We start from the raw sequence: 21,209 nt of genomic DNA, 5'->3' as shown, positions 1-21,209 counted from the left end.
ATTTGCGGTTCGAAAACAAGGGTCGGTCCGTGAAGATGTGCTCACGCACGCCCATCCCCTGCTCCTGCGGCCGAAGGTAGTAGATGAACAACCAGCGCGGTCGTTCCATCCGGAACGACCTGTCCGGCGTCGTTCACGGCACCGTGGTCCAAGCGGGCCGGATCACGATGGTCAAGGACGCAGACGGGGCGAGCAAGCCTCCCGCGGGTCTTCCCCTCGTCGCCCTCCTGGTGGTGGGCGTGCTGATCTTCCTCTCGCAAGGCGTGGGCGGAAACGTCGGCACCACGGCGTTTCCGGCCGAACCCGGTACCCGACCTGCGGGCGCGACCGATGAGGCGGTGGTCGCCGCGATCGGCAGGAAGCTCGTCCTGTGCGCCTCCGAGGTCGTGCTGAAGCCCGCCAACTGCCCCCAAGCCGTGCCTTCCGCGCAGCCCGCGCACGGCGTTCGGTGGGAACTGCTGGGCGATCCGGTCGACGGCGCGCAGGTGAGGTGGGATGACGGAAGGGCCTTCGTGCGCGGGAACGCCGTGATGACGGTCAGGTTCGACACGGCGGCCGGGCCGGAGTCGTCCACCCAGACCTTCCAATACCAGGCGGAGTTCCCCTGGCAGGGCGACCGCACGGCCATCGACGACGTGTACCGCGTCGAGGGGGCGCGCGCCGGTGTCATCACCAAGCGGCACCCGGCCTGGAGCGAGCAGGACGTGCTCGCCGTCGTCCGCGACGGCTTCGTCCGCTGCGTCGGGACGTCCGCCTCACCGATGCCGAGCGGATGCCCCGGCACGCCGTCAACACCGAAGACCACCGACGTGAGCTGGACCTTCGAGGGCGATCCGCCGCCCAACGCCAACACCCGCCAGCGGTTCGACGACCAGTACGGCCTGATCCACGTCGTCGGCAGCTACTCCGCTGTGGTGCGCAGGCGGAACGGCAGGGACAGCGCACAGCCCTACTACTCGCAGAGCGGGACCTACGACGCCACCGTGATCGAGCACGAAGGACAGCTTCGCCTGGTGGGTATCACGCAGGAATGACCGGCACGAATGCCGAGCGGCCGTTCACGACGGCTCCGGAGCGACCGGCACGAGCCCGGCTGTGGGCCTGGGCTCGGGCCGGCCGACCCGTCAGGACTTCGTGGCGAGCCAGCGCAGGGCGAGGGCGTAGCCCTGTACGCCGAGGCCGAGGATGGTGCCGTCGGCTACTGCGGAGATGTAGCTGTGGGCTCGGAACTCCTCGCGCTTGTGCACGTTGGAGATGTGGACCTCGACCAGCGGGGCGGTGAGTTGGGAGCAGGCGTCTCGTACGGCGATGGAGTAGTGGGTCCAGGCGGCCGGGTTGAGGACGACGGGGTACTGGTGGTCGGCGGCCTCGTGGAGCCAGGTGAGCATTTCGCCTTCGAAGTCGGTTTGGCGGACGTCCACCTCCAGGCCCAGTTCGTGGCCGGTGCCTTCGCAGAGCGCGATGAGGTCGGCGTAGGTGGTGTGGCCGTAGACGTCGGGTTCGCGGGTGCCGAGGCGGCCGAGGTTGGGGCCGTTGAGGACGAGGACCTTCACAGGAGGACGCCTCCGCCGGTGGTGGGTTCGGCTGCGACCGCGGAGTAGGCGGCGGCGATGAGGGCCGGGTCGGGGCCTTCCAGGCGGCCTGGTTTGGCGAGGCCGTCGAGGACCACGAAGCGGAGGACGCCGGAGCGGTTCTTCTTGTCGACGCGCATGCCCTCCATGAGCTGCGGGAGCGCGGTCGGGTCGTAGCTGGTGGGCAGTCCCAGGCTGGTCAGCACCGTGCGGTGGCGGTCGGCCGTGGCGTCGTCTAGGCGGCCCGCGAGGCGGGCGAGTTCGGCGGCGAAGACGAGGCCGACGCTGATGGCCGCGCCGTGGCGCCACTTGTAGCGCTCGCGGCGTTCGATGGCGTGGCCGAGGGTGTGTCCGTAGTTCAGGATCTCGCGCAGGTCGGATTCGCGCAGGTCGGTGGAGACCACGTCGGCCTTGACCTGGATCTTGCGGCGGACCAGCTCCTCCAGGACGTCGCCGGACGGGTCCAGCGCCGCCTCGGGGTCGGCCTCGATGAGGTCGAGGATGACCGGGTCGGCGATGAAGCCGCCCTTGACGATCTCGGCCATGCCCGCGACGAGCTCGTTGCGGGGCAACGTGTCCAGGGTGGCGAGGTCGACGAAGACGGCGGTGGGCTCGTAGAACGTGCCGACCAGGTTCTTGCCCGCCGCGGTGTTGACGCCGGTCTTGCCGCCGACGGCGGCGTCGACCATGCCGAGCAGCGTCGTCGGCACGTTGAACAGCTTCACGCCGCGCATCCACGTGGACGCGACGAACCCGGCGAGGTCGGTCACCGCCCCGCCGCCGAGGCCGATGACGGCGTCCGAGCGGCCGAGGCCGATCTTGCCGAGCACGTCCCAGACGAACGCGGCGACGGGCAGCTCCTTGCCGTCCTCGGCGTCGGGGATCTCGACGCGGTGCGCGTCCGCCCCGGCCGCGGCGAGCGTCTCGCGCAGCGCCTCGGCCGTCTCGACGAGCGTGGGCGGGTGGATGATCGCGATCTTGGCGATCCCCCGCACGGCGTCCGTCATGTCACCGAGGAGGCCACGACCCACCACCACGTCGTACGGTCGCTCCGCGGCCACGCGGATCCGCACCGGCTCGCCCATCGCTGTTCTCCCTCGTTCACGGTTAAGCCCATTCGACCACGTTCGGTTCCAGCGCGGCGCCGCCCCACACCGCCGCCAGCAACTCCGCCTGCCCGCCCAGCGCCTTGCGCGCCGCGCCCCTGATCAGCCCCCAGCCGCGCACGGTGAACGTCACCGTCCGGCCGCTGAAGGCGTACCGCCACTCCCCCACGACCTCGCCGTGCACGACCAGCGCGCCGGGGCTGCCGACCGGCCGCCACACCCGCTTGGCGACCGCGGCGTCCGGCGCCACCAGCCACCGCGGGCCGAGCAGGTACGGGTCGCGGTGGAACAGCAGCAGCGCCGCGGGCGGTGGCGCGGCCGGGGCGACCTCGTCCAACGCCAGCAGCTTGCGGCCGTCGACGGTGATCGGCCGCAGGCCTTCGGGCCACGCGGGAGGCGGCCCGGCGCCGAGCCACTTCTCCGCGTCCGCCTTGGCGAACGGCCCGACCAGGCGGGCGTAGGCGCGCAGCAGGGTCGGCTCGCCCGCGTCCTCGACCGGAGGCGGCGGCCCGGACGGCTTGCGGAACACCAGCTTGGCCCCGACGTGGTCCAGTTCGAGGCCCGCGAGCAGCGTGCCGAGCCGGAACAGCCCGTCCACCACGTGGTGCGCCCCGCAGGGCGGGCACCACGGCGTCCAGTCGGCGGGCAGCAGCGGGCTCACCGCGGCGGACAGCTCGCCCTTGGTGGCGCGCTCACCGGGGAACTCGCGGCGCAGCAACTCCACCAGCAGGTCCAGGTGCTCCGGGTCCGGCGGGTCGAACCCGCCGATCCAGGCCGCGAGCGCGCGCGGGGTGCGCGGCCGCAGCTCCCGCCGCAACGCGGGCAGGTCCGCCCTCCGGTGCAGGTGCGGAGCGCCGCGCAGGCTGAGCACGCGCACCAGCCCGTCGAACTCCCCCGGCCCGGTGCGCACCGCGATGCCCGCGCCGCCGGTCTTGGGCGGGCTGTCGACGAACCCGAGCGCCAGCGCCTCGACGTCGTCGAGCGCGACACCGCCGTGCAGGCCCTGCGCCGCCGCCCGGTGTGCCAGGACTCCGGCGCGCGTCGCCTCCACGGGTCAGCGCGGTCCGAGCACGGCGTCGACGACCTGCTCCGGTTCGAGGCTGTCGGTGGCGACCTCGATGGTCGCGACCTCCCGGTACAGCGGGAGGCGCGCGTCGAGCAGCGCCTTGAACGTCGCCCGCGGGTTGATGCCCGTGAGCAGCGGTCGCGAACTCGACAGACCGGTGCGCTTCACGCCCTCGGCCATGCCCACGTTGAGGAACACCACCGTGTGGCCCGCCAGCAGCTCCCTGGTCGCAGCCGACAGCACCGCCCCGCCACCGAGCGCGAGCACGCCCTCGTGCGTCTTGAGCCCGTCCGCGACGGCCTGCTCCTCCATGGCCCGGAACACCGGCTCGCCGTCGGAGGTGAAGATGTCCGAGATCGGTTTGCCCGCCGTCACCACGATGTCGTCGTCCACGTCGCGGAACGGCAGGCCGAGCCGCTGCGCCAGCAGCAGGCCGACGGTCGTCTTGCCCGCTCCGGGCGGGCCGAGCACCACGTACGCCGGCGTGCTCACAGGCCCTCCCAGCGGGCTTCGAGTGCTTCGAGGTAGGAGGCCACGTTGCGCTTGGTCTCCCCGATCGAGTCGCCGCCGAACTTCTCCAGCGCCGCCTCGGCGAGCACCAGCGCGAACACCGACTCCAGCACGACGCCCGCGCGCGGCACCGCGCACACGTCCGAGCGCTGGTGGATCGCGACCGCGGCCTCGCCGGTGCGGACATCCACAGTGGACAGTGCTTTCGGGACGGTCGAGATGGGCTTCATCGCCACCCTGGCGCGCACCGGCTCGCCGTTGGTGATGCCGCCCTCGAGCCCGCCCGCGCGGTTGGTCCGGCGGCTGACGCCCGACGGGCCCTTGCCGCGGTCGATCTCGTCGTGGGCCCGGCTGCCCCACCGGGTCGCCGACGTGAAGCCGTCGCCGATCTCCACGCCCTTCATCGCCTGCACGCCCATCAGCGCGGCGGCGAGCCGCGAGTCGAGCCTGCGGTCCCAGTGCACGTGCGAGCCGAGGCCCGGCGGCAGGCCGTACGCGATCACCTCGATCACGCCGCCGACCGTGTCACCGGCCTCCTTGACCACCTCCACCTCCGCGACCATGGCCGCGGTGCCCGCCGGGTCGAACGCGCGGACCGGGCTCGCGTCGACCGCGTCCAGGTCGTCCGGGCCGGGCACGGCCGACCCCTCGGGCGTCGAGGCGCCGCCGATGGAGACCACGTGGCTCACGATGTCGACGTCGAACACCTGCTTGAGGAAGCGCCGGGCGACCGTGCCGAGCGCGGTGCGCGCGGCCGTCTCGCGGGCGCTCGCCCGCTCCAGCACCGGACGGGCCTCGTCGAAGCCGAACTTCTGCATTCCCGGCAGGTCGGCGTGGCCGGGCCGGGGCCTGGTGAGCGCCTCGTTGCGGCCGGTCGGCTTGAGCAGGCTCGGGTCCACCGGGTCGGCGGACATGACCGTCTCCCACTTCGGCCACTCGCTGTTGCCGATGGTGACGGCGATCGGGCCGCCCTGGGTCAGGCCGTGGCGCACGCCCCCGAGGATGTTCACCTCGTCGGCCTCGAACCCCATCCGCGGGCTGCGGCCGAAGCCCAGCCTGCGGCGTTCCAGTTGGACGGTGAGGTCCGAGGTGGTGACCTCCACCCCCGCGACCATGCCTTCCAGCACGGCGACGAGAGCGGGTCCGTGTGACTCCCCAGCGGTGATCCAACGCAGCACGGGACGATCCTTTCACAGCGTGAACACCGAGATCACCCAGGTCGAGGCCAGGAGTCCGGGTCCGTGCGGAATCCCGCCATTCGGACGGGCGAGCGCCACCAGCAGGGTGAACGCGCAGGCGAGCAGGGCGCCGATCGGCACCGCCGCGTAGGAGACCGCGCCCAGCACCGCGCCGAGCGGGGCGGCCAGCTTCACGTCGCCACCGCCGAGCGCCGAGGGCGCGAGCAGCCGGACCACCAGGTGCGCGGCGCCCAGCAGCAGACCGCCGACGGCCGCGCGGAGCACCACCTGCCCACCCGCGGGCACGAGGAGGGCCACCGCGACCGGGTACGCGGGCAGGGTCAGCGCGTCGGGTAATCGCCGGTGGAGCAGATCGGTGGCGGTGAGCAGCACCGCGAGCCACCCGAGGGCCAGCGTCAGCGCGAGCCAGTGCGGCGGCGGGTGCCGGAGCGCGGCGATCGTCCACAGCAGCGACGTGGGCAGGGCGCACCAGAGCCAGTGCACGTCCGCGCCGCGGCGGAGGCGGCTCAGCAGGAGGGCGCCGGTCGTGCCGGCGAGGAATCCGAGGGCGGTGAAGTGCATGCGTCCACGGTCCGGCCCCACCCCGCCCTCGGGCAAGGACGAGTACCGCCGAACGGACCGTTCACGGAGCCCCGGACGGGTGAACCTGGGGTTCGGGGTTCACCGGATCGACGCACAGGGCCCTTGCCAGGCGTCACGCGGGTGTCCTTCGATGCGCCTCATGCCTCGAAGAACACCCGCGTGGAGCTCAGCGCTGCCAGGAGAACAGCTGATCGCCCACGGCGACCGTGGACCCCTCGGCCAGGTCGCCGAGCACGTCCGCCGGGGCGTCCAGCGCGATGACCGGGCAGATGGGCGCGAACCCGGCCGCCTCGACCTCGGCCGGGTCCCAGCTGACGATGGCCTGACCCGCGCGCACGGTCTCGCCCTTCACCACGTGCAGGGTGAAGCCCTCGCCCTTGCGCTTGACCGTGTCGATGCCGAGGTGCACGAGCACCCCGGCGCCGCTCTCGGTGGCCACGACGAACGCGTGCGGGTGCAGCGTGACGATCGTGCCGTCGACCGGGGACACCACGTCCGCGGCCACCCGGTCCGGCTCGACCGCGATGCCGGGTCCGACCATCGCCTGGGCGAAGACCGGGTCCGGGACCTCGGTCAGCGACACGACCCGACCCGCGACCGGGCTCCCGACGCTGAGCGTCACAGGAGGTCCTCGATGTCGCTGGCGATCGTGTCCGCCTCCGGTCCCACGATGACCTGCACGACGTTGCCCTGACGCATGACCCCGTGCGCCCCCAAGGACTTCAGCGCCTTTTCGTCGACGACCGAACCGTCGTTGAGCTCACACCGCAGGCGGGTGATGCACGGCTCGATCTCGATGATGTTGGACGCCCCGCCGAGCGCAGCGAGGATCTTCTCCGCCTTCTCGTCAGCCACTTCGTGTCCTCTCTCGACTGGTGACACCGCTTGGCCACGGTCACGTAACGGCGGTTGACACCCGCTCCGCGCGGAGAGCATTCTCCCCGCACAAACTGGTCTAGACCGGAAAGTACCAATGAGGTCGCCGGCAAGCGAGCGCGGGGAGGTGCACATGGGTGAGAGGGAGACTCCGACGAGGATCGTCGACGGTCCGAAGCCCAAGCACGCCCAACTCCGCGACATCCTGCGCAAGCTGGCCGAGCAGGAACTGCCGCCCGGTTCGCCGATCCCGTCCGAGCGCGACCTGGCCGACCGGTACGAGGTGTCGCGCATCACCGTACGAGCAGCCGTCGGGCAGCTCGTGGCCGAGGGTCTGCTGACGAGGGCCAAGGGGCGCGGCACCTTCACCGCCCGCCGCCGCCTGGACGTCCAGCTCTACCTGGAGTCCTTCACCGACGACATGCGCAAGCGCGGCATGACCCCCGCGACCGAGGTGCTCAGCTGCGACGAGGCCGTCCCGCCGGATTCCGCGGCGAGCGCGCTCGACCTGGCCGCGCGGGAACGGGCGTACCAGCTGGTCCGTCTGCGCAGGGCCGACGGAGTCCCGCTGGCCGTGGAACGCGGCTGGTACAACCCGCGGATCGTGCCGGAACTGCGCCGCCACGACCTGTCGACGTCGCTCTACACGTTGATCGCGGACACCTACGGCGTGCAGCTCGACCACGCCAAGCAGACGGTGTGGGCCGAAAGCGCCGACACCGAGACCGCGAAGCTGCTCGGCGTCCGCAAGGGCAGCTCGCTCCTCGTCTTCCGCCGCGTCGCCAGCTCGCATGGCAGACCCGTGGAGGACATGACTTCCTGGTACCGGGGCGATCTTTACCAGGTGACGATGCAATTGGACCGGACCGTCCCGGATTCCGGCCCGCACTCCGCCAAGGGAGGTACTCGATGAGCGCCAGCGCCCCACAGGTGACCGGCGGTCGTGAGATCAAGGGACTTGCCACGCTCCAGCGCTTCGGTCGCAGCTTGATGCTGCCGATCGCCGCGTTGCCGGCAGCCGGTCTTTTGTTGCGACTCGGTCAGGCCGACTTGCTCGGCAAGGACGGTCTGGGTTGGGACAAGGTGGCCGCGGTCATCGGCGCGGCAGGGGATTCCATCTTCGGAAACCTCCCCCTGCTCTTCGCCGTGGGCATCGCGATCGGCTTCGCCCGCCGCGGCGACGGTTCCACCGGCTTGGCCGCCGTCGTCGGCTACGTCGTGCTCCAGGGCGTGTTCAAGGCACTCTCGCCGCTGGTCCTCCCGCTCGCCGAGGGCGCTCTGCCCGCGGATCAGAAGTTCATCGACTACCGCGTTCTCGGCGGTATCGTCGTCGGTCTGGTCACGGCGGTGCTCTGGCAGCGGTACCACCGCATCAAGCTGCCCCCGTACCTGGCGTTCTTCGGCGGACGCCGGTTCGTGCCGATCATGGTCGCCGGCGTGATGATCATCATCGGCGTCGTGCTGGGTCTGCTCTTCCCGCTGTTCAACAGCGGCCTGACCAGCCTGGGCAACGCGATCACCGGTAGCACGATCATCGGCGCGGGCATCTACGGCGTCGTGAACCGGCTGCTGATCCCGCTCGGCCTGCACCACATCATCAACAACGTCGTGTGGTTCCAGTTCGGCGACTTCACCGACGCCACGGGCAAGGTCGTCCACGGCGACATCAACCGGTTCCTGGCCCACGACCCGAGCGCGGGCACGTTCCAGACCGGCTTCTTCCCGATCTTCATGTTCGCCCTGCCCGCCGCGGCGTTCGCCATCTGGCAGACCGCCAAGCCGTCGCAGAAGAAGATCATCGCCGGCATCATGGGCTCCGCCGCGCTGACCTCGTTCATCACGGGTGTCACCGAGCCGCTCGAGTTCGCGTTCATGTTCGTGGCGTGGCCGCTGTACCTGATCCACGCGGTCCTGACCGGCACCTCGCTGGCCATCGCCAACGCGCTGGGCATCCACGACGGGTTCTCGTTCTCGGCGGGCGCGATCGACTTCATCCTGAACTGGAACATCGCCACCAAGCCGATCCTGCTGATCGTCATGGGCCTGGTCTACGCGGCGATCTACTACTTCCTGTTCCGCTTCGTCATCACCAAGTGGAACCTGAACACCCCCGGCCGCGAGGACGACGAGGACCCGGAGGCCGACCCCAGCGTCGTCACCGCCGCCGAGACCTCGACGACCTCCGGCAAGCCGCTGAGGGACTGACTCCCCCCGCGGGAGCACCGAAGGAAAGGACGGATCATGCCTGAGCGACGGGTCACCGTGGCGAGCAAGGTCGGGCTCCACGCCCGGCCCGCGGCACTGCTGGCGAAAGCCGCTGCCGGTCAGCCGGTCAAGGTCACCATCCGCAAGGACGACGGCCAACCGGTGGAGGCCGCGAGCGTGCTCGGCCTGATGACGCTCGGTGCGATGCACGGCGACGAAGTGGTGCTGACGGCCGACGGCGAGGGCGCGGACGCCGCGCTGGAAGCCATCGCGGCGATCATCACCACGGATCTCGACGAGGGCTGATTCGCCCGAGCTGCGTGAGTGGAGAGGCCGTGCGTCCCCTTTGGGGGTGTGCGGCCTCTTTGCTTTGGGTTGGCTCTAGAGAACATGCCTCCAACCCGCTCGCCGAGTGTTCTAGACTTGCCGAACCTTGTCAAGACGATGAAGCTGTCTTGACAAGCTCCGTCAAGCCCAGAGATGGCTTCGGATCGGGTCGGGGGGTAGGTCTGGCTAGCGCCAGCATCGGCTGCGCCGACTCAAGCATCGGCTGCGCCGACTCAAGCATCGGCTGCGCCGACTCAAGCATCGGCTGCGCCGACAAGGCCTGGCTTTGGGTTTGGTCAGTCGATGGGGAGTGGTAGGAGTTCGCCGGTGGCGGTTCTCAGTGCTTTGCGCATGGACTCGCGTGGTGCTGGTTGGCCGGTGAACTGCTCTACCTGGCCGAAAGCCTGGTGGAGCAGCATGTCCAGGCCGGTGGCCATGGTTCGGCCGTGTTTGAGCACAGCGTTGCCGAGTGGTGTTGGCCACGGGTGGTAGATGACGTCGAGCAGGCACGGTGCGTTGGCGAGCAGGTCTGCCACTGGTTCGGTGGCTGCTGGAGGCACCGTGTTCACCAGTACATCCGCGACACTCGCGAGTGCGCCGAAGTCGGCTGTGGACCAGCCCGTCACGGTCAGTTCCAGTCCCACGCGTGCGGCGCAGGCAAGCGCTTCCCCGACCCGTGATGGGTCGCGGACCACCAGGTCTACTTCGGACAGTCCCAGGTCGGCGAAGGCGACCAGGGCGGCTGTTGCGGTGCCGCCTGCGCCTAGGAGCAGGCCCCTGCTGCCGCCGGTGAAGCCGCCTGCGTGACGCAGCGCGCCGACGACGCCGTCGACGTCGGTGCAGTCCGCTCGCCACCCGTCCGGCACGCGCACCAGCGTGTTGGCCGCGCCCACCACGGCGGCCCGTTCGGTCACCGAGGTGGCGGCGGCCAGTGCGGCGCGCTTGCCCGGCATGGTGACCGAAAGACCCACCCACGACTCGTCGAGGCCCGCCACCAGCGCGGGCACGCCCGCCTCGTCGCACTCGACCCGCGAGTACGTCCAGTCAAGGCCGAGCGCGGTGTAGGCGGCGCCGTGCAGGACGGGTGACAAGGAGTGCGACACCGGCGAACCGATGACGGCGGCACGGGAGACCACGGGTCAGAAGACGCCTTCCGCGCGTGCCTTGTCGACGGCCTTCTCGTGGTCCTCGAGGGTTTCGTTGAAGCACGAGGTGCCGTCCTTCTGGCACTTCACGAAGAACAGCCACTTGCCGGGCTCCGGCTTGATGGCGGCGGCGATGGCCTCGCGGCTGGGCGAGCCGATCGGCGTCGGGGTCAGGCCGGGGCTCTGGTAGGTGTTGTAGGCGCCCGAGGCGTCGCGGTCGCTGTCGCTGGTCGTGATGTTCGGCTTGTCCAGCTTGTAGTTGACCGTGGAGTCGAGTTCGAGCTTCTGGCTGACGGCGAGCCTGCCGGTGATGACCCTGGCGACCTTGCCGAAGTCCTTGCCGATGCCCTCCTTCTCCACGAGGGAGGCCATCACCAGGATCTGGTAGGGCCGGAAGCCGGTGTCCTTGCTGCCCGAGGGGATGCCGTAGCCCTGGATGCGGGACACCGACGTCGTGATGACGCTCTTGAGCAGTTCCACGGCCGTCGCGCCGGGCTTGAGCTGGTAGAGGCCGGGGGCGATGAGGCCTTCGAGGCGGCGGTCCTTCTCGGCCTTGTTCACATCCGCCAGCGCCCAGTCCGGGACGCCGAGGGCGACCGGGTCCGCGGTGTCCGCGGCGGTCCGCAGCTCCTCGGGGGTGACGCACTTCTTCACGCCGTCCAGCTCGACGCAGCTGGCTTCCGAGAGCAGCGTCAGGATGCCCTTGACGACCTTGCCGTCGCCGCCGGTGATGTCGTGCAGGACGTTGCCGCCCTTGACCTCCAGCGGCGTGATCTTGGTCGCGGGGTCGATCATCCTGGCGACCGCCGCCGTGCCCGACATCTTCGTCTTCATCAGGTAGAAGCCGGGCTGGATCGAGGTCACCCGGTCATCGGTCTTGCCCGCCTCGGTGAAGGCACGGGCACTGGCCGTGACGCCCTGGTCCTTCAACGTGCTCGCGATGGCCGTGACGGGGTCGCCGTCCTTGACCTCGACGACCACGTCGGTCTCGCCCGCGCCCTCGAAGTCCTCGAACGAGCCGATGCCGCGCAGCTCCTGGTAGCCGTAGTAGGCCCCCACACCGCCGACGCCGAGCACGAGCGCCACGACGACCCACAGGATCGTCCGCTTGCGCCGCACCTTGGCGCGGCGGGCGGCCACGGCGGCCTTGCCCCGCGCCGGTCGTGGGCGCTCATCCTGGTGCGCGTCGGGATCGGTGAACAACCCGAGGTCGTCCGTCACGAGCTCTCCTCGCTAACGCTCGGACGCAGTGCCGAGCCGATGAGCCCGCTCACGTGCCGTCCTTCGCTCCGGGGGCTCGATCCTCCTCAGCGGATCGAGCCACGAATAGCGCGCGTGCGTCGAGCCAGGACTGCAAGATCTCCACCGCAGCGGCCTGGTCCACGACTGCACGTTGTTTCTTGCCCCGCACCCCGCGTTGCGCCAGTACACGGCTCGCGACGACGGTCGTCAACCGCTCGTCGGTGAGCCGCACCGGTACCGGTGCGATCCTGCCGGCCAGATCCGCAGCGTACGCGGTGGCCAGTTCGGCGGCCGGTCCGTGCCGACCGGCCAGGGTCCTCGGCAATCCGACCACGACCTCGACCACGTCGTGCTCGGTTACCAGCCCGGTGAGTTCCGTCAGGTCCCCACCGTTCTTTTCGTCACGCACCAGAGTAGCGAGTGGCGTGGCGAGGAACGGTGTCGGATCGCTGATCGCGACCCCCACCCGGACGGACCCGACGTCGACGGCCAGCCGCCTTCCGCGGCCGGGATCGTCGGCGCCGGGTCGATCAGGGCTGGTCAACGGGATTCGACCGCGCGATCCAGCTCGGCGCGCAGCGCCGTGATCGCGGCCGGGATGCCCGACGGATCGGTGCCGCCGCCCTGCGCGAGGTCCGGCTTGCCACCGCCGCGACCGCCCAGCGCCGGGGCGAACGCGGGCACGAGCTTGCCCGCGGCCAAGCCCAGGTCACGGGCGGCGGAGGTGGTGGCGACGACGAAGCTGGCCTTGGCGCCGTCCGGCGCGAACAGGGCCACGACACCCGCCTTGGAGCCGAGGCGGTTGCGCACCTCGGAGCCCAGCGTGCGCAGGTCGGCCCCGGAGGTGCCCTCCGGCAGCGCGAGCGCCACCAGTGCCACGCCGCGGACGTCCAGCGCGCTGTCGGCGAGCTGGCCGGCCGAGGACAGCAGCTGGACGCCACGCAGGCGCTCCAGTTCCTTCTCGGCGACGCGCAGCCGCTCCACGAGCGCCTCCACGCGGCCGGGGACCTCGGCGTTCGGCACCTTCAGCATGGCGGAGACGTTCTGGACCAGCGCCCGCTCCTGGGCCAGGAAGCGGAACGCCTCGATGCCGACGTAGGCCTCGATGCGCCGCACACCGGAGCCGACGGACGACTCGCCGAGCAGCGTGACCGGGCCGATCTGCGACGAGTGCTCGACGTGCGTGCCACCGCAGAGTTCGCGCGACCAGGGGCCGCCGATCTCGACGACGCGCACGGACTCGTCGTAGGTCTCGCCGAACAGGGCGACCGCGCCGAGTTCCTGGGCGCCGTTCATGTCGGTGTAGACCACCCGGACCGGCAGGTCCTTGCGGACCGCGAGGTTCGAGACCTCCTCGATCTCGCTGCGGGTCTCGTCGGACAGGCCGCCGGTCCACGCGAAGTCGAGCCGCAGGTAGCCGGGCTTGTTGTACGAGCCGCTCTGCAACGCGGACGGGCCGAGCACCTGGCGCAGGGCGGCGTGCACGACGTGCGTGCCCGAGTGGCCCTGCCGGGCGCCCGTGCGCCACTCCTGGTCGACGCGGGCCTCCACGTGCTGGCCCTCGGCGATCTCGCCGCTGACCACGCGCACCTGGTGCACCCAGAGCTTGCGGGCGACCTTCTGGACGTCCACGACCTCCAGCTCGGCGCCGTCGGCCACGATCACGCCCGCGTCGCTCTCCTGGCCACCGGACTCGGCGTAAAGCGGCGTGCGGTCGAGCACGACCTCGACGATCTCGCCCTCGCGGGCCGACTTCACGCGGGCGCCCTCGCGGACGATGCCGCGCACGGTCGCCTCGGCGGCGAGGTCGGTGTAGCCGACGAACTCGGTCGCGCCGAGGTCGAGCAGCTCGCGGTAGACCGTCTGGTCGCCGTGGCCGGTCTTCTTGCCCGCCGCGTCGGCCTTGGCGCGGGCGCGCTGCTCGGCCATCAGCTTGCGGAAGCCGTCCTCGTCGACCGTCAGACCGGCCTCGGACGCCATCTCCAGCGTCAGGTCGATCGGGAAGCCGTACGTGTCGTGCAGCTGGAACGCCTTGTCGCCGGGCAACGTGGCGCGGCCGTCGGCCTTGATCTGGTCGGCTGCGGTCTCGAAGATCCGCGACCCGGCGGCCAGCGTCTGGAGGAAGGTCTCCTCCTCGGCGCGCATGATCTGCTGGATGCGGACGAAGTTCTCGACCAGCTCCGGGTAGGCCTGCCCCATCGTGTCGCGGACGACCTCGGCGAACGTCGGCAGCACCGGCTCGGACACGCCCAGCAGGCGCGAGGAGCGGACGATGCGGCGCAGCAGGCGGCGCAGCACGTAGCCGCGGGCCTCGTTGCCGGGGGTCACGCCGTCGCCGATCAGCAGGACGCTGCTGCGGGCGTGGTCGGCGATGACGCGGAACCGCACGTCGTCGGCTTTGTCGACACCGTACTTCCGCCCGGAGAGCTCCTCGGCCTTGCTGATGACCGCGCGCACCAGGTCGGTCTCGTAGACGTTGTCCACGCCCTGGAGCAGGAACGCGACCCGCTCGACGCCCATGCCGGTGTCGATGTTCTTCGCGGGCAGCTCGCCGAGGATCGGGTAGTCCTTCTTCGCGCCACCCGGTCCGCGCTCGTTCTGCATGAAGACGAGGTTCCAGATCTCCAGGTAGCGGTCCTCATCCACAACAGGACCGCCGGCGGGTCCGAACTCCGGACCGCGGTCGTAGTAGATCTCCGAGCACGGGCCGCACGGGCCGGGCACGCCCATCGACCAGTAGTTGTCCTCGACACCGCGGCGCTGGATCCGCTCAGGCGGCAGGCCCGCCACCTTCTGCCAGAGCTCGAACGCCTCGTCGTCGTCGTGGTAGACCGTCGCCCACAGGCGCTCGGGGTCGAACCCGTAACCGCCGTCGGCCTGCGACCCCGTGATCAGCTCCCAGGCGAGCCGGATGGCGTCTTCCTTGAAGTAGTCGCCGAACGAGAAGTTGCCCGCCATCTGGAAGAACGTCAGGTGCCGGGTGGTCTTGCCGACCTCTTCGATGTCGCCGGTGCGCACGCACTTCTGGACGCTGGTGGCCCGCTTGTACGGCGCGGGGGCCTCACCGAGGAAGTACGGCTTGAACGGCACCATGCCGGCGTTGACGAACAGCAGGTTCGGGTCGTCGAGCAGCAGCGACGCGCTGGGCACGACGGTGTGGCCCGCGCGCTCGAAGTGGTCGCGGAAGCGCTTGATGATCTCGTGGGTCTGCACGGGGAGTCCTTCAGGGGGTATTGCGGTCGGAGGGGCGCGGGAAGGCGAACGGCGAGTGGCTCAGCCGTCCGCCCGACGCGCTCGCGCGCCGGTACCCCTGCGCGGTGCGGGCTCCGTCGAGTACTTGCCGGGGGTGAACCCGGTCTGCCTCTCGACGGACTCCTGCAGCTCGTTCTCGCGCTCGGACATCCCGGCGCGCACCTCGGCGCCGAAGGAGCCCAGCGCGCCCGCGAGCTCGCGCAACCCGTTGCCGACGTTCTCCCCGATGCCCGCGGGAGTCGCCTGGTGGACGACCTGACCTGCCTTGCGCACGGCGAACACGCCTGCCGCGGCACCCGCGGCGAACCAGAACAGCCTGCTCATCGCTTGCCCCCGCGGGGACGGCGGCGGGTGTGCTTGTTCGGCGACTCGGCGGCCTTGCGACGCGCGCGCACGGCCTTGCTCACGCCGTAGGACAGCGCGGCGGCCTTGACCAGCGGCCCGCCCAGCGTGGCGGTGAACAACGAGGTGAGCGCGGAGACGTTGCCGGTGACGGCGCGGGCGTTCGCGGTGATGCCGTCGACGCGTTCCAACTGCGTGTTCACGTGGGTCAACGTCGTGTTGGCCTCGGTGAACAGCGGGTCGGTGTTCTCGTGCGCCTTGCGGATCGCGATCGTGGCCTCGTCCAACGTCTTGCCGAGCTTCAGCAGCGGAATCGCCAGCAGCAGCACGAGCAGCACGAAAGCGCCTGCTGCTACCAGCGCGGCGATCTGCCCTGGCGACACTGATCCTCCTGGGGAACGCAGGATGTGGAAGGGTCACAAGGTTAGCGTGCGTCCCCCGAATGGACCCGATTGGATCGCCGTTGGTCCGACTAGCGTGGTCACCGGCGGTGAACTGATCGTTACAGCGGACTGGAGGACCGGTGCGGCCGGTGACCAACCTGGACGACTACCGGGCAGTGTCGAGGCCTGGTTCGAACCGTCCGCTGGAGCACGGTGACCTGCTCGGGGTGCCCGCTCCCCCGCTGCCCGTGCTGACCGACGGGTGGTCCGCGCGGGCGGTCGACCCGGACACGTTCGACCTCCAACTGGTGCACGGGTGGATGCAGTCGCCGCACGTCGCGGCGTTCTGGCAGCAGGCGTGGTCGCGGGAGCTGTGGGACGCGGAACTGCGGCGGCAGCTGGCGGGGGTGCACTCGCTGCCGTGCCTGGTGGGGCGGGACTCGACGCCGATGCTGTACCTGGAGATCTACCGGGCGGCGCGCGACCAGGTGGCCCGGTGCTACCGGGCGCTGCCGCACGACATCGGGGTGCACGTGGCCGTGGGGGACCTGGCGTTGACGGATCGGGGGCTGGTGCGGGCGGTGCTGCCGGTGTTGACGGCGGCGCTGTTCGAGGCCGATCCGGAGTGCACGCGGGTGCTGTTGGAGCCGGATGTGCGGAACAAGAGGGCGATCGCGTCTTTCCAGGCGGGAGGGTTCGACCCGGTCGGGGAGATCCTGCTGCCGGGGAAGGTAGCTTTGTTGATGATTCATTCTCGGTGAGGTGCTTTTGAGGCCGGGTACGGGTGGCTTCGGGTTTCGGCTGTGTGAGGCTTCGGGTTTCAGCTAGAGCGGCTTCGGCTTTCAGCTGGGTAAGGGCAGCTTCGACTGTCAGCGTGCTGTGGCCGATTTGACTTGGGGCCCCTTTTTTGGGCCTTGTCGGACTAAAAGGGCAGGTGGTAGAGATGCCCGCCGACCAATTATAGGCCCAAAAACCCCAAGTCAAATCGGCCACGTTCGTGGCGGTTGCCTGCGGGTTTTGTGGTGGTTGGGCTTCTGGATTTTTAGGTTGGTTTTTTTGGGTTTGTTTGCCATTCTGTTTTGGTTATTGCGTATTCGACTTCGCCGTGCTGGCTGCCGTCAATTTGGTGTGGCCAGTTTTGGTGGAAGATGCGGATTTGCTTGAGGCCTGTTTTTTCCATGACTCGGCGCGAGCTGTTGTTGACGACCATGGTTTCGGCGTACACGCGGTCTACGTCCAGGTCGGTGAAGCCCTTGTGCACCAAGGCTTTTGAGCCCTCGGTGGCGTATCCCCTGCCCCAAGCCGATTTTTTCAGGCGGTAGCCCAGTTCGACTTGGCCTGGCGGGTCGTGTGGTTGGGGGCGGAAGTGGAACCAGCCCAGGAAGGTGCCTGTTTTGTCTTCTGCGGCCCAGAATCCGAAGCCTGTGCACTTTTCGTAGTAGGCGAGGAATGCCGGTAGGTAGTCGTTCTCGACCTCTGCTCGCGGAGTGGGTGTGCCGCCGGTCAGGTAGCGCATGACGTCCGGGTCGGAGTCGAGTGCTGTCAGGTTGTCCACGTCTGATTCGGTGAACCGGCGGAGCACCAGGCGGTCGGTTTCGAGGAACGTGGTCATACCCGTGCCAGGGTGAGGTAGGCGAAGCCGAGGTAGCCGCGGTAGCCGTGCAGCCAGGTGTCGCGGTGGTTGTCCACGACGGCGCGGACCTCGGTGGTTTCGGGGTGGTCGGGGTTGTCGAGGAGCCAGCGTTCGCGGCCCGCGCACCAGCGCGATTCGAATGAGTCCCACTCGTCGAGGTTGGCGGTCGCGAGGGAGAGCAGGCGGTAGCCGGCGGCCATGGCGAGGTCGACCAGGGCGGCGAGGGTGCCGAATTCGTCGGGCTTGGCGTCGAGGCGGGTGAGGATGTCGTCGGTGGGCGGCTTCTCCCAGAAGGCGTCGCCGAGGAGCAGTTTGCCGCCGGGCTTGATGCGCGAGTGCATGGCCTCGAGGGTCTTGCGGGTGTCGCCCCAGGCGTGGCTGGCGCCGATGGAGATGGCGACGTCGGCGGGCGGAGCCTCCCACGTGGTGACGTCGGCCAGCTCCAGGCGCGCGGTGGTGAGGCCGCGCTTCTCGGCGTTGGCACGGCCCCTGGTGATGCCGAGTTCGTCCGAGTCCACGCCGAAGCCGCGGGCGGTCGGCTCGGTCTCCAGGACGCGCAGCAGCAGCTCGGCCCAGCCGCAGCCGAAGTCGACGACGGTCCGGCCTTCCAGCGGACGCAGACCGTTGACCAGGTCGTAGGCGCGCGCGTCCGTCATCGGCGCGTTGAAGTCGAGGAAGGTGTGGCCGTTCACGGGGGCAGGTGTCACGGCGCCACGGTGGCACCTTTCCCCTGGCCGGGCACCTGAATTAGTCCTCGCCGCGGATGACCTTGCGGAGCTTCGGCAGGCGTTCGGACAGCACGCGCTCGGCGCCGCGCGGGGTCGGCTCGTAGTAGTCGCGGCCGACCAGGTCGTCCGGCGGGTACTGCTGGGTGAGCACGCCGCCGGGCACGTCGTGCGGGTAGCGGTAGCCCTGCGCGTTGCCGAGCTTGGCCGCGCCCGCGTAGTGGCCGTCGCGCAGGTGCGCGGGCACGGCGCCGGTCGCGCCTTGGCGGACGTCGGCCATCGCGGCGCCGATCGCGGTCGTCACGGCGTTCGACTTCGGGGCCGTCGCGAGGTGGATGGCGGCCTGGGCGAGGTTGAGCGTGCACTCCGGCATGCCGATCGTCTGCACGGCCGACTGGGCGGCCGTCGCGACCAGCAGTGCCATCGGATCGGCCATGCCGATGTCCTCGCTCGCGTGGATCACCAGGCGGCGCGCGATGAACCTCGGGTCCTCGCCCGCCTCGATCATCCGCGCCAGGTAGTGCAGCGCGGCGTCCACGTCGGACCCGCGGATGGACTTGATGAACGCGCTCGTCACGTCGTAGTGCTGGTCGCCGTCGCGGTCGTAGCGCACCGCCGCCCTGTCGACCGTCGCCTCCAGCAGCGCCAGGTCGATCACGCCGCCGTTCTCCTGCGCCGCCGAGTCCGCCGCCGCCTCCAGCGCCGTGAGCGCGCGCCGCGCGTCACCGCCCGCGAGCCGCACCAGGTGGTCCTCGGCGTCCTCCGCGAGCGAGACCTTGCCGCCCAGCCCGCGTTCGTCCGCCACGGCGCGGCGGATCAGCTGCCGCACGGCCTCGTCGGTCAGCGGCTTGAGCTGGAGCACCAGCGACCGGGACAGCAGCGGCGACACGACCGAGAAGTACGGGTTCTCCGTCGTCGCCGCGACCAGCAGCACGATCCGGTCCTCCACGGCCCCGAGCAGCGCGTCCTGCTGCGTCTTCGAGAACCGGTGGACCTCGTCGATGAACAGGACGGTCTGCTCCCCCGACCGCACGAGCCGCTTGCGCGCCTCGTCGATCACCGCCCGCACCTCCTTCACCCCCGCGGACAGCGCCGACAGCGCCGAGAACCGCCGCCCCGTCGCCTGCGACACCAACGTCGCCAACGTCGTCTTCCCGGTACCGGGCGGCCCGTAGAGCATCACCGAGGCCGGCGCGGCCCCCTCGACCAGCCGTCGCAACGGCGCACCCGGCCCCAGCAGGTGGTCCTGCCCGACGACCTCGTCCAGGGTCGCCGGCCGCATCCGCACCGCCAGCGGCGCGTTCGCCGCGATGCGCGCCTTCCGCTCTTCCGGGTCGACACCGAACAAACCCTCGTCGAACAGCCCTTCGTCCACGTGCCCGAACCTACCGGGGAGGTACGACAGGAATGAAAGCCGAGCGCCGCGGATTCGATCGCGCAGGTCACAGCCCCATCCGTGACCTGCTGTGCCAGAATTGCGTTCCGTGCCGTCATCTTCCGTTCACGCGCGCGCCGTGTTGCTCGCGGGCCCCTCCGGCTCCGGCAAGTCCCACCTCGCCGCCCACCTGGGCTGGCCGGTCCTGCGCCTGGACGACTTCTACCGCGACGACGACGATCCGCTGCTCCCCCGCGACGCCGCCGGGCGCGCGGACTGGGACGCGGCCGGGTCGTGGGACACGGGTGCGGCGGTGGCGGCCGTGGTCGCGCTGGCGCGGACCGGGCGGGTCGAGGCGCCGACGTACTCGATCAGCGAGAGCCGCCGGACCGGGTGCCACGAGGTCGTGCTCGGGGATGCGCCCGCGTTCATCGCCGAGGGGCTGTTCGCGGACCGGCTGGTGGCCGGGTGCCGCGAGGCCGGGGTGCTGGTGGACGCGATCGTGCTGGCGCCGAACGCGTGGGTGACGTTCGCGCGGCGGTTCGTGCGGGACGTGGCCGAGGCGCGGAAGCCGGTCGCGGTGCTGGTGCGGCGGGGGTTGCGGCTGCTGCGGGAGCAGCCCGACGTGGTGCGCCGGTGCGCGGCGGCCGGGATGCGCGTGGTGGATCCGGGGCGGGCGCGGGCGGAGTTGTCGGCGCTTCGAGTGCCGGTTCAGGCCGTGGCCAGCACTTCGCGGGACCTGCGGACGTCCCAGGCGACCTCCGACAGCCGCCCGACGGTGGCCCGGTAGGCCGCCACGTGGTCCGGGCGTTCCAGGTAGATGTCCGCGACCAGGGTCTCCAGGTGCACGACGGCGTCGCCGAGAAGCGTGAACGGCCCGTTCACACACGCCTGCCCCGGCACGACCCGCACCTCTGCGGGCACCAGCAGGAGGTGCAGCAACTGCTCCGACCCAGCCCGCCGCAACGCCTCCTCCCCCACGTAGAACCCGGCCCGCCCGGGCACTTCCCGTCGCTCGGCGGATAGTTCGACGTTCAGCAGTCCGGACACGGCCATCGGTTGGTAGCCGACCATCCCCGCGGCCCGTGCCTCCTCGTTCGCGAGCACCCTGCCGTCCCCGAACGGCTGCACCCATACGTCGCGATCCGACTCCTGGCACAACCCGACCAGCCGGTCGAACTCCTCGTCCGCGACCCCGCACACGGCCAGCAGCGCCGCCACGTCCACGTCCGCGGAACCACGTTCACCGTGCTCCAGCTTCGACAGCCGACTCGGCGACCACCTAAGCCGCTCGACCACCTCCCCCGCCGACAACCCGGCCGCCTCCCGCTTGCCCCGCAACTCCACCCCCAACGCCCGCCGCCGCACCGTCGACCCCTTACGCATCCCCAGCCCTCCCCCGGATGCCGTCACGCCTGCGCCACACCGCGTCGCAGTCGAGACACGTCCGCCGATGCGGCTGGTACTCCGCGAGTCGCGGGAAGTCCCGCCGGGTCAACGTGACCCGCAACCCGCACAGGGTGTCGATGTCCTCGTCGGGGCGGGGCGGTAGTGGGTAGGCGGTCAGGCTGATCGCGTGCCGCAGCCCACCGGCGTCATGCCAGCAGTGCCGCGCTTCGATGGTGGGCATCAAATTGCTCCCCGCTGCGTCCCCACAAGTTTCACGTGGT

The 21,209-nt window shown here is 70.5% G+C and carries 25 protein-coding genes; 6 read left to right on the top strand and 19 right to left on the bottom strand.

Going from position 1 to position 21,209, the window contains the following annotated elements:
- The first annotated feature begins 83 nt into the window (after nt 1-83).
- On the top strand, nt 84-1,034 hold the full coding sequence (locus tag RM788_RS39410) for a hypothetical protein (RefSeq protein ID WP_315924804.1): 951 nt from the start codon (nt 84-86) through the stop codon (nt 1,032-1,034).
- Between the two features lie 90 nt (nt 1,035-1,124).
- Here the strand turns inward: RM788_RS39410 and aroQ are convergent, their stop codons facing one another.
- The 8 genes from aroQ to RM788_RS39370 all read right to left on the bottom strand — a co-directional run bounded on the left by aroQ (nt 1,125) and on the right by RM788_RS39370 (nt 6,889).
- Entirely contained in the window at nt 1,125-1,553 is a 429-nt protein-coding gene (aroQ, locus tag RM788_RS39405; protein ID WP_315924802.1) for a type II 3-dehydroquinate dehydratase, read from the bottom strand.
- Complete coding sequence (aroB, locus tag RM788_RS39400) at nt 1,550-2,656, bottom strand: 3-dehydroquinate synthase (protein WP_315924800.1); 1,107 nt, start codon at nt 2,654-2,656, stop codon at nt 1,550-1,552. The genes aroQ and aroB overlap by 4 nt, the downstream gene beginning before the upstream one ends.
- A gap of 22 nt (nt 2,657-2,678) precedes the next feature.
- Entirely contained in the window at nt 2,679-3,728 is a 1,050-nt protein-coding gene (locus RM788_RS39395; protein ID WP_315924798.1) for a DNA glycosylase AlkZ-like family protein, read from the bottom strand.
- A gap of 3 nt (nt 3,729-3,731) precedes the next feature.
- Nucleotides 3,732-4,235, bottom strand: a complete 504-nt coding sequence (locus tag RM788_RS39390) for a shikimate kinase (protein WP_315924796.1) — start codon at nt 4,233-4,235, stop codon at nt 3,732-3,734.
- Entirely contained in the window at nt 4,232-5,431 is a 1,200-nt protein-coding gene (aroC, locus tag RM788_RS39385; protein ID WP_315924794.1) for a chorismate synthase, read from the bottom strand. Before aroC ends, RM788_RS39390 begins: the two co-directional genes overlap by 4 nt.
- Nucleotides 5,432-5,443: 12 nt before the next feature.
- Nucleotides 5,444-6,013 (bottom strand): prepilin peptidase, encoded by a 570-nt coding sequence (locus RM788_RS39380; RefSeq protein ID WP_315924791.1) that lies wholly within the window; start codon nt 6,011-6,013, stop codon nt 5,444-5,446.
- 187 nt (nt 6,014-6,200) lie between these two features.
- Entirely contained in the window at nt 6,201-6,656 is a 456-nt protein-coding gene (locus RM788_RS39375; protein ID WP_315924789.1) for a PTS sugar transporter subunit IIA, read from the bottom strand.
- Nucleotides 6,653-6,889 carry a PTS sugar transporter subunit IIB gene (locus tag RM788_RS39370; protein ID WP_106197021.1) on the bottom strand — a complete coding sequence of 79 codons (237 nt, stop codon included), beginning with the start codon at nt 6,887-6,889 and terminating at the stop codon, nt 6,653-6,655. Before RM788_RS39370 ends, RM788_RS39375 begins: the two co-directional genes overlap by 4 nt.
- A gap of 154 nt (nt 6,890-7,043) precedes the next feature.
- Here RM788_RS39370 and RM788_RS39365 point away from each other — a divergent pair, with 154 nt between their 5' ends.
- From RM788_RS39365 to RM788_RS39355, 3 genes are read left to right on the top strand one after another with little or no spacing between them, the layout of a single operon-like run.
- The gene (locus tag RM788_RS39365; RefSeq protein WP_315924785.1) at nt 7,044-7,823 is read left to right on the top strand and encodes a GntR family transcriptional regulator; all 780 of its coding nucleotides are present in this window, start codon (nt 7,044-7,046) and stop codon (nt 7,821-7,823) included.
- Entirely contained in the window at nt 7,820-9,115 is a 1,296-nt protein-coding gene (locus tag RM788_RS39360) for a PTS transporter subunit EIIC (protein ID WP_315924783.1), read from the top strand. The genes RM788_RS39365 and RM788_RS39360 overlap by 4 nt, the downstream gene beginning before the upstream one ends.
- Nucleotides 9,116-9,151: 36 nt before the next feature.
- Nucleotides 9,152-9,421 (top strand): HPr family phosphocarrier protein, encoded by a 270-nt coding sequence (locus RM788_RS39355; protein ID WP_315924782.1) that lies wholly within the window; start codon nt 9,152-9,154, stop codon nt 9,419-9,421.
- Between the two features lie 317 nt (nt 9,422-9,738).
- On the opposite strand, the gene RM788_RS39350 is transcribed toward RM788_RS39355, so the two are convergent.
- From RM788_RS39350 to RM788_RS39325, 6 genes are read right to left on the bottom strand one after another with little or no spacing between them, the layout of a single operon-like run.
- Complete coding sequence (locus tag RM788_RS39350; protein WP_315924780.1) at nt 9,739-10,578, bottom strand: shikimate dehydrogenase; 840 nt, start codon at nt 10,576-10,578, stop codon at nt 9,739-9,741.
- 3 nt (nt 10,579-10,581) lie between these two features.
- Nucleotides 10,582-11,808 (bottom strand): endolytic transglycosylase MltG, encoded by a 1,227-nt coding sequence (mltG, locus tag RM788_RS39345; RefSeq protein WP_315924778.1) that lies wholly within the window; start codon nt 11,806-11,808, stop codon nt 10,582-10,584.
- Between the two features lie 49 nt (nt 11,809-11,857).
- Complete coding sequence (gene ruvX / locus RM788_RS39340) at nt 11,858-12,373, bottom strand: Holliday junction resolvase RuvX (RefSeq protein WP_315924776.1); 516 nt, start codon at nt 12,371-12,373, stop codon at nt 11,858-11,860.
- Nucleotides 12,370-15,042, bottom strand: a complete 2,673-nt coding sequence (gene alaS, locus RM788_RS39335; protein WP_315924774.1) for an alanine--tRNA ligase — start codon at nt 15,040-15,042, stop codon at nt 12,370-12,372. Before alaS ends, ruvX begins: the two co-directional genes overlap by 4 nt.
- Nucleotides 15,043-15,102: 60 nt before the next feature.
- Nucleotides 15,103-15,405 (bottom strand): hypothetical protein, encoded by a 303-nt coding sequence (locus tag RM788_RS39330; RefSeq protein WP_315924772.1) that lies wholly within the window; start codon nt 15,403-15,405, stop codon nt 15,103-15,105.
- The gene (locus tag RM788_RS39325; protein WP_315924770.1) at nt 15,402-15,806 is read right to left on the bottom strand and encodes a DUF948 domain-containing protein; all 405 of its coding nucleotides are present in this window, start codon (nt 15,804-15,806) and stop codon (nt 15,402-15,404) included. Before RM788_RS39325 ends, RM788_RS39330 begins: the two co-directional genes overlap by 4 nt.
- 149 nt (nt 15,807-15,955) lie before the next feature.
- Here RM788_RS39325 and RM788_RS39320 point away from each other — a divergent pair, with 149 nt between their 5' ends.
- Nucleotides 15,956-16,567 (top strand): GNAT family N-acetyltransferase, encoded by a 612-nt coding sequence (locus RM788_RS39320; RefSeq protein ID WP_315924768.1) that lies wholly within the window; start codon nt 15,956-15,958, stop codon nt 16,565-16,567.
- 281 nt (nt 16,568-16,848) lie between these two features.
- On the opposite strand, the gene RM788_RS39315 is transcribed toward RM788_RS39320, so the two are convergent.
- Genes RM788_RS39315 through RM788_RS39305 form a run of 3 tightly spaced genes read right to left on the bottom strand, consistent with a single transcriptional unit; the run spans nt 16,849 to nt 19,539 of the window.
- Complete coding sequence (locus RM788_RS39315; RefSeq protein WP_315924766.1) at nt 16,849-17,418, bottom strand: GNAT family N-acetyltransferase; 570 nt, start codon at nt 17,416-17,418, stop codon at nt 16,849-16,851.
- Nucleotides 17,415-18,146 (bottom strand): SAM-dependent methyltransferase, encoded by a 732-nt coding sequence (locus RM788_RS39310; RefSeq protein ID WP_315924764.1) that lies wholly within the window; start codon nt 18,144-18,146, stop codon nt 17,415-17,417. The genes RM788_RS39315 and RM788_RS39310 overlap by 4 nt, the downstream gene beginning before the upstream one ends.
- A gap of 40 nt (nt 18,147-18,186) precedes the next feature.
- Complete coding sequence (locus RM788_RS39305; protein WP_315924762.1) at nt 18,187-19,539, bottom strand: replication-associated recombination protein A; 1,353 nt, start codon at nt 19,537-19,539, stop codon at nt 18,187-18,189.
- A gap of 109 nt (nt 19,540-19,648) precedes the next feature.
- On the opposite strand from RM788_RS39305, the gene RM788_RS39300 reads away from it, so the two are divergent.
- Nucleotides 19,649-20,329, top strand: a complete 681-nt coding sequence (locus tag RM788_RS39300; protein ID WP_315924760.1) for a uridine kinase — start codon at nt 19,649-19,651, stop codon at nt 20,327-20,329.
- Here the strand turns inward: RM788_RS39300 and RM788_RS39295 are convergent.
- Together RM788_RS39295 and RM788_RS39290 are read right to left on the bottom strand one after the other, a co-directional pair.
- Entirely contained in the window at nt 20,251-20,925 is a 675-nt protein-coding gene (locus tag RM788_RS39295; protein WP_315924758.1) for a Scr1 family TA system antitoxin-like transcriptional regulator, read from the bottom strand. The two genes, RM788_RS39300 and RM788_RS39295, sit on opposite strands and share 79 nt — an antisense overlap.
- The gene (locus tag RM788_RS39290) at nt 20,918-21,169 is read right to left on the bottom strand and encodes an HC3 family zinc finger protein (protein ID WP_315924756.1); all 252 of its coding nucleotides are present in this window, start codon (nt 21,167-21,169) and stop codon (nt 20,918-20,920) included. Before RM788_RS39290 ends, RM788_RS39295 begins: the two co-directional genes overlap by 8 nt.
- Between the last annotated feature and the right edge of the window lie 40 nt (nt 21,170-21,209).

The organism is Umezawaea sp. Da 62-37, assembly GCF_032460545.1.
In the GTDB taxonomy this organism is placed as follows: domain Bacteria; phylum Actinomycetota; class Actinomycetes; order Mycobacteriales; family Pseudonocardiaceae; genus Umezawaea.
This window is presented reverse-complemented; position numbering and strand designations above follow the sequence as displayed.

Coding starts and splice junctions, on each gene's coding strand:
- RM788_RS39410 (WP_315924804.1), top strand. CDS start 84: ATGAACAACCAGCGCGGTCGTTCCATCCGGAACGACCTGTCCGGCGTC.
- aroB (WP_315924800.1), bottom strand. CDS start 2,656: ATGGGCGAGCCGGTGCGGATCCGCGTGGCCGCGGAGCGACCGTACGAC.
- RM788_RS39380 (WP_315924791.1), bottom strand. CDS start 6,013: ATGCACTTCACCGCCCTCGGATTCCTCGCCGGCACGACCGGCGCCCTC.
- RM788_RS39365 (WP_315924785.1), top strand. CDS start 7,044: ATGGGTGAGAGGGAGACTCCGACGAGGATCGTCGACGGTCCGAAGCCC.
- RM788_RS39360 (WP_315924783.1), top strand. CDS start 7,820: ATGAGCGCCAGCGCCCCACAGGTGACCGGCGGTCGTGAGATCAAGGGA.
- RM788_RS39355 (WP_315924782.1), top strand. CDS start 9,152: ATGCCTGAGCGACGGGTCACCGTGGCGAGCAAGGTCGGGCTCCACGCC.
- RM788_RS39330 (WP_315924772.1), bottom strand. CDS start 15,405: ATGAGCAGGCTGTTCTGGTTCGCCGCGGGTGCCGCGGCAGGCGTGTTC.
- RM788_RS39315 (WP_315924766.1), bottom strand. CDS start 17,418: ATGACCACGTTCCTCGAAACCGACCGCCTGGTGCTCCGCCGGTTCACC.
- RM788_RS39295 (WP_315924758.1), bottom strand. CDS start 20,925: ATGCGTAAGGGGTCGACGGTGCGGCGGCGGGCGTTGGGGGTGGAGTTG.
- RM788_RS39290 (WP_315924756.1), bottom strand. CDS start 21,169: ATGCCCACCATCGAAGCGCGGCACTGCTGGCATGACGCCGGTGGGCTG.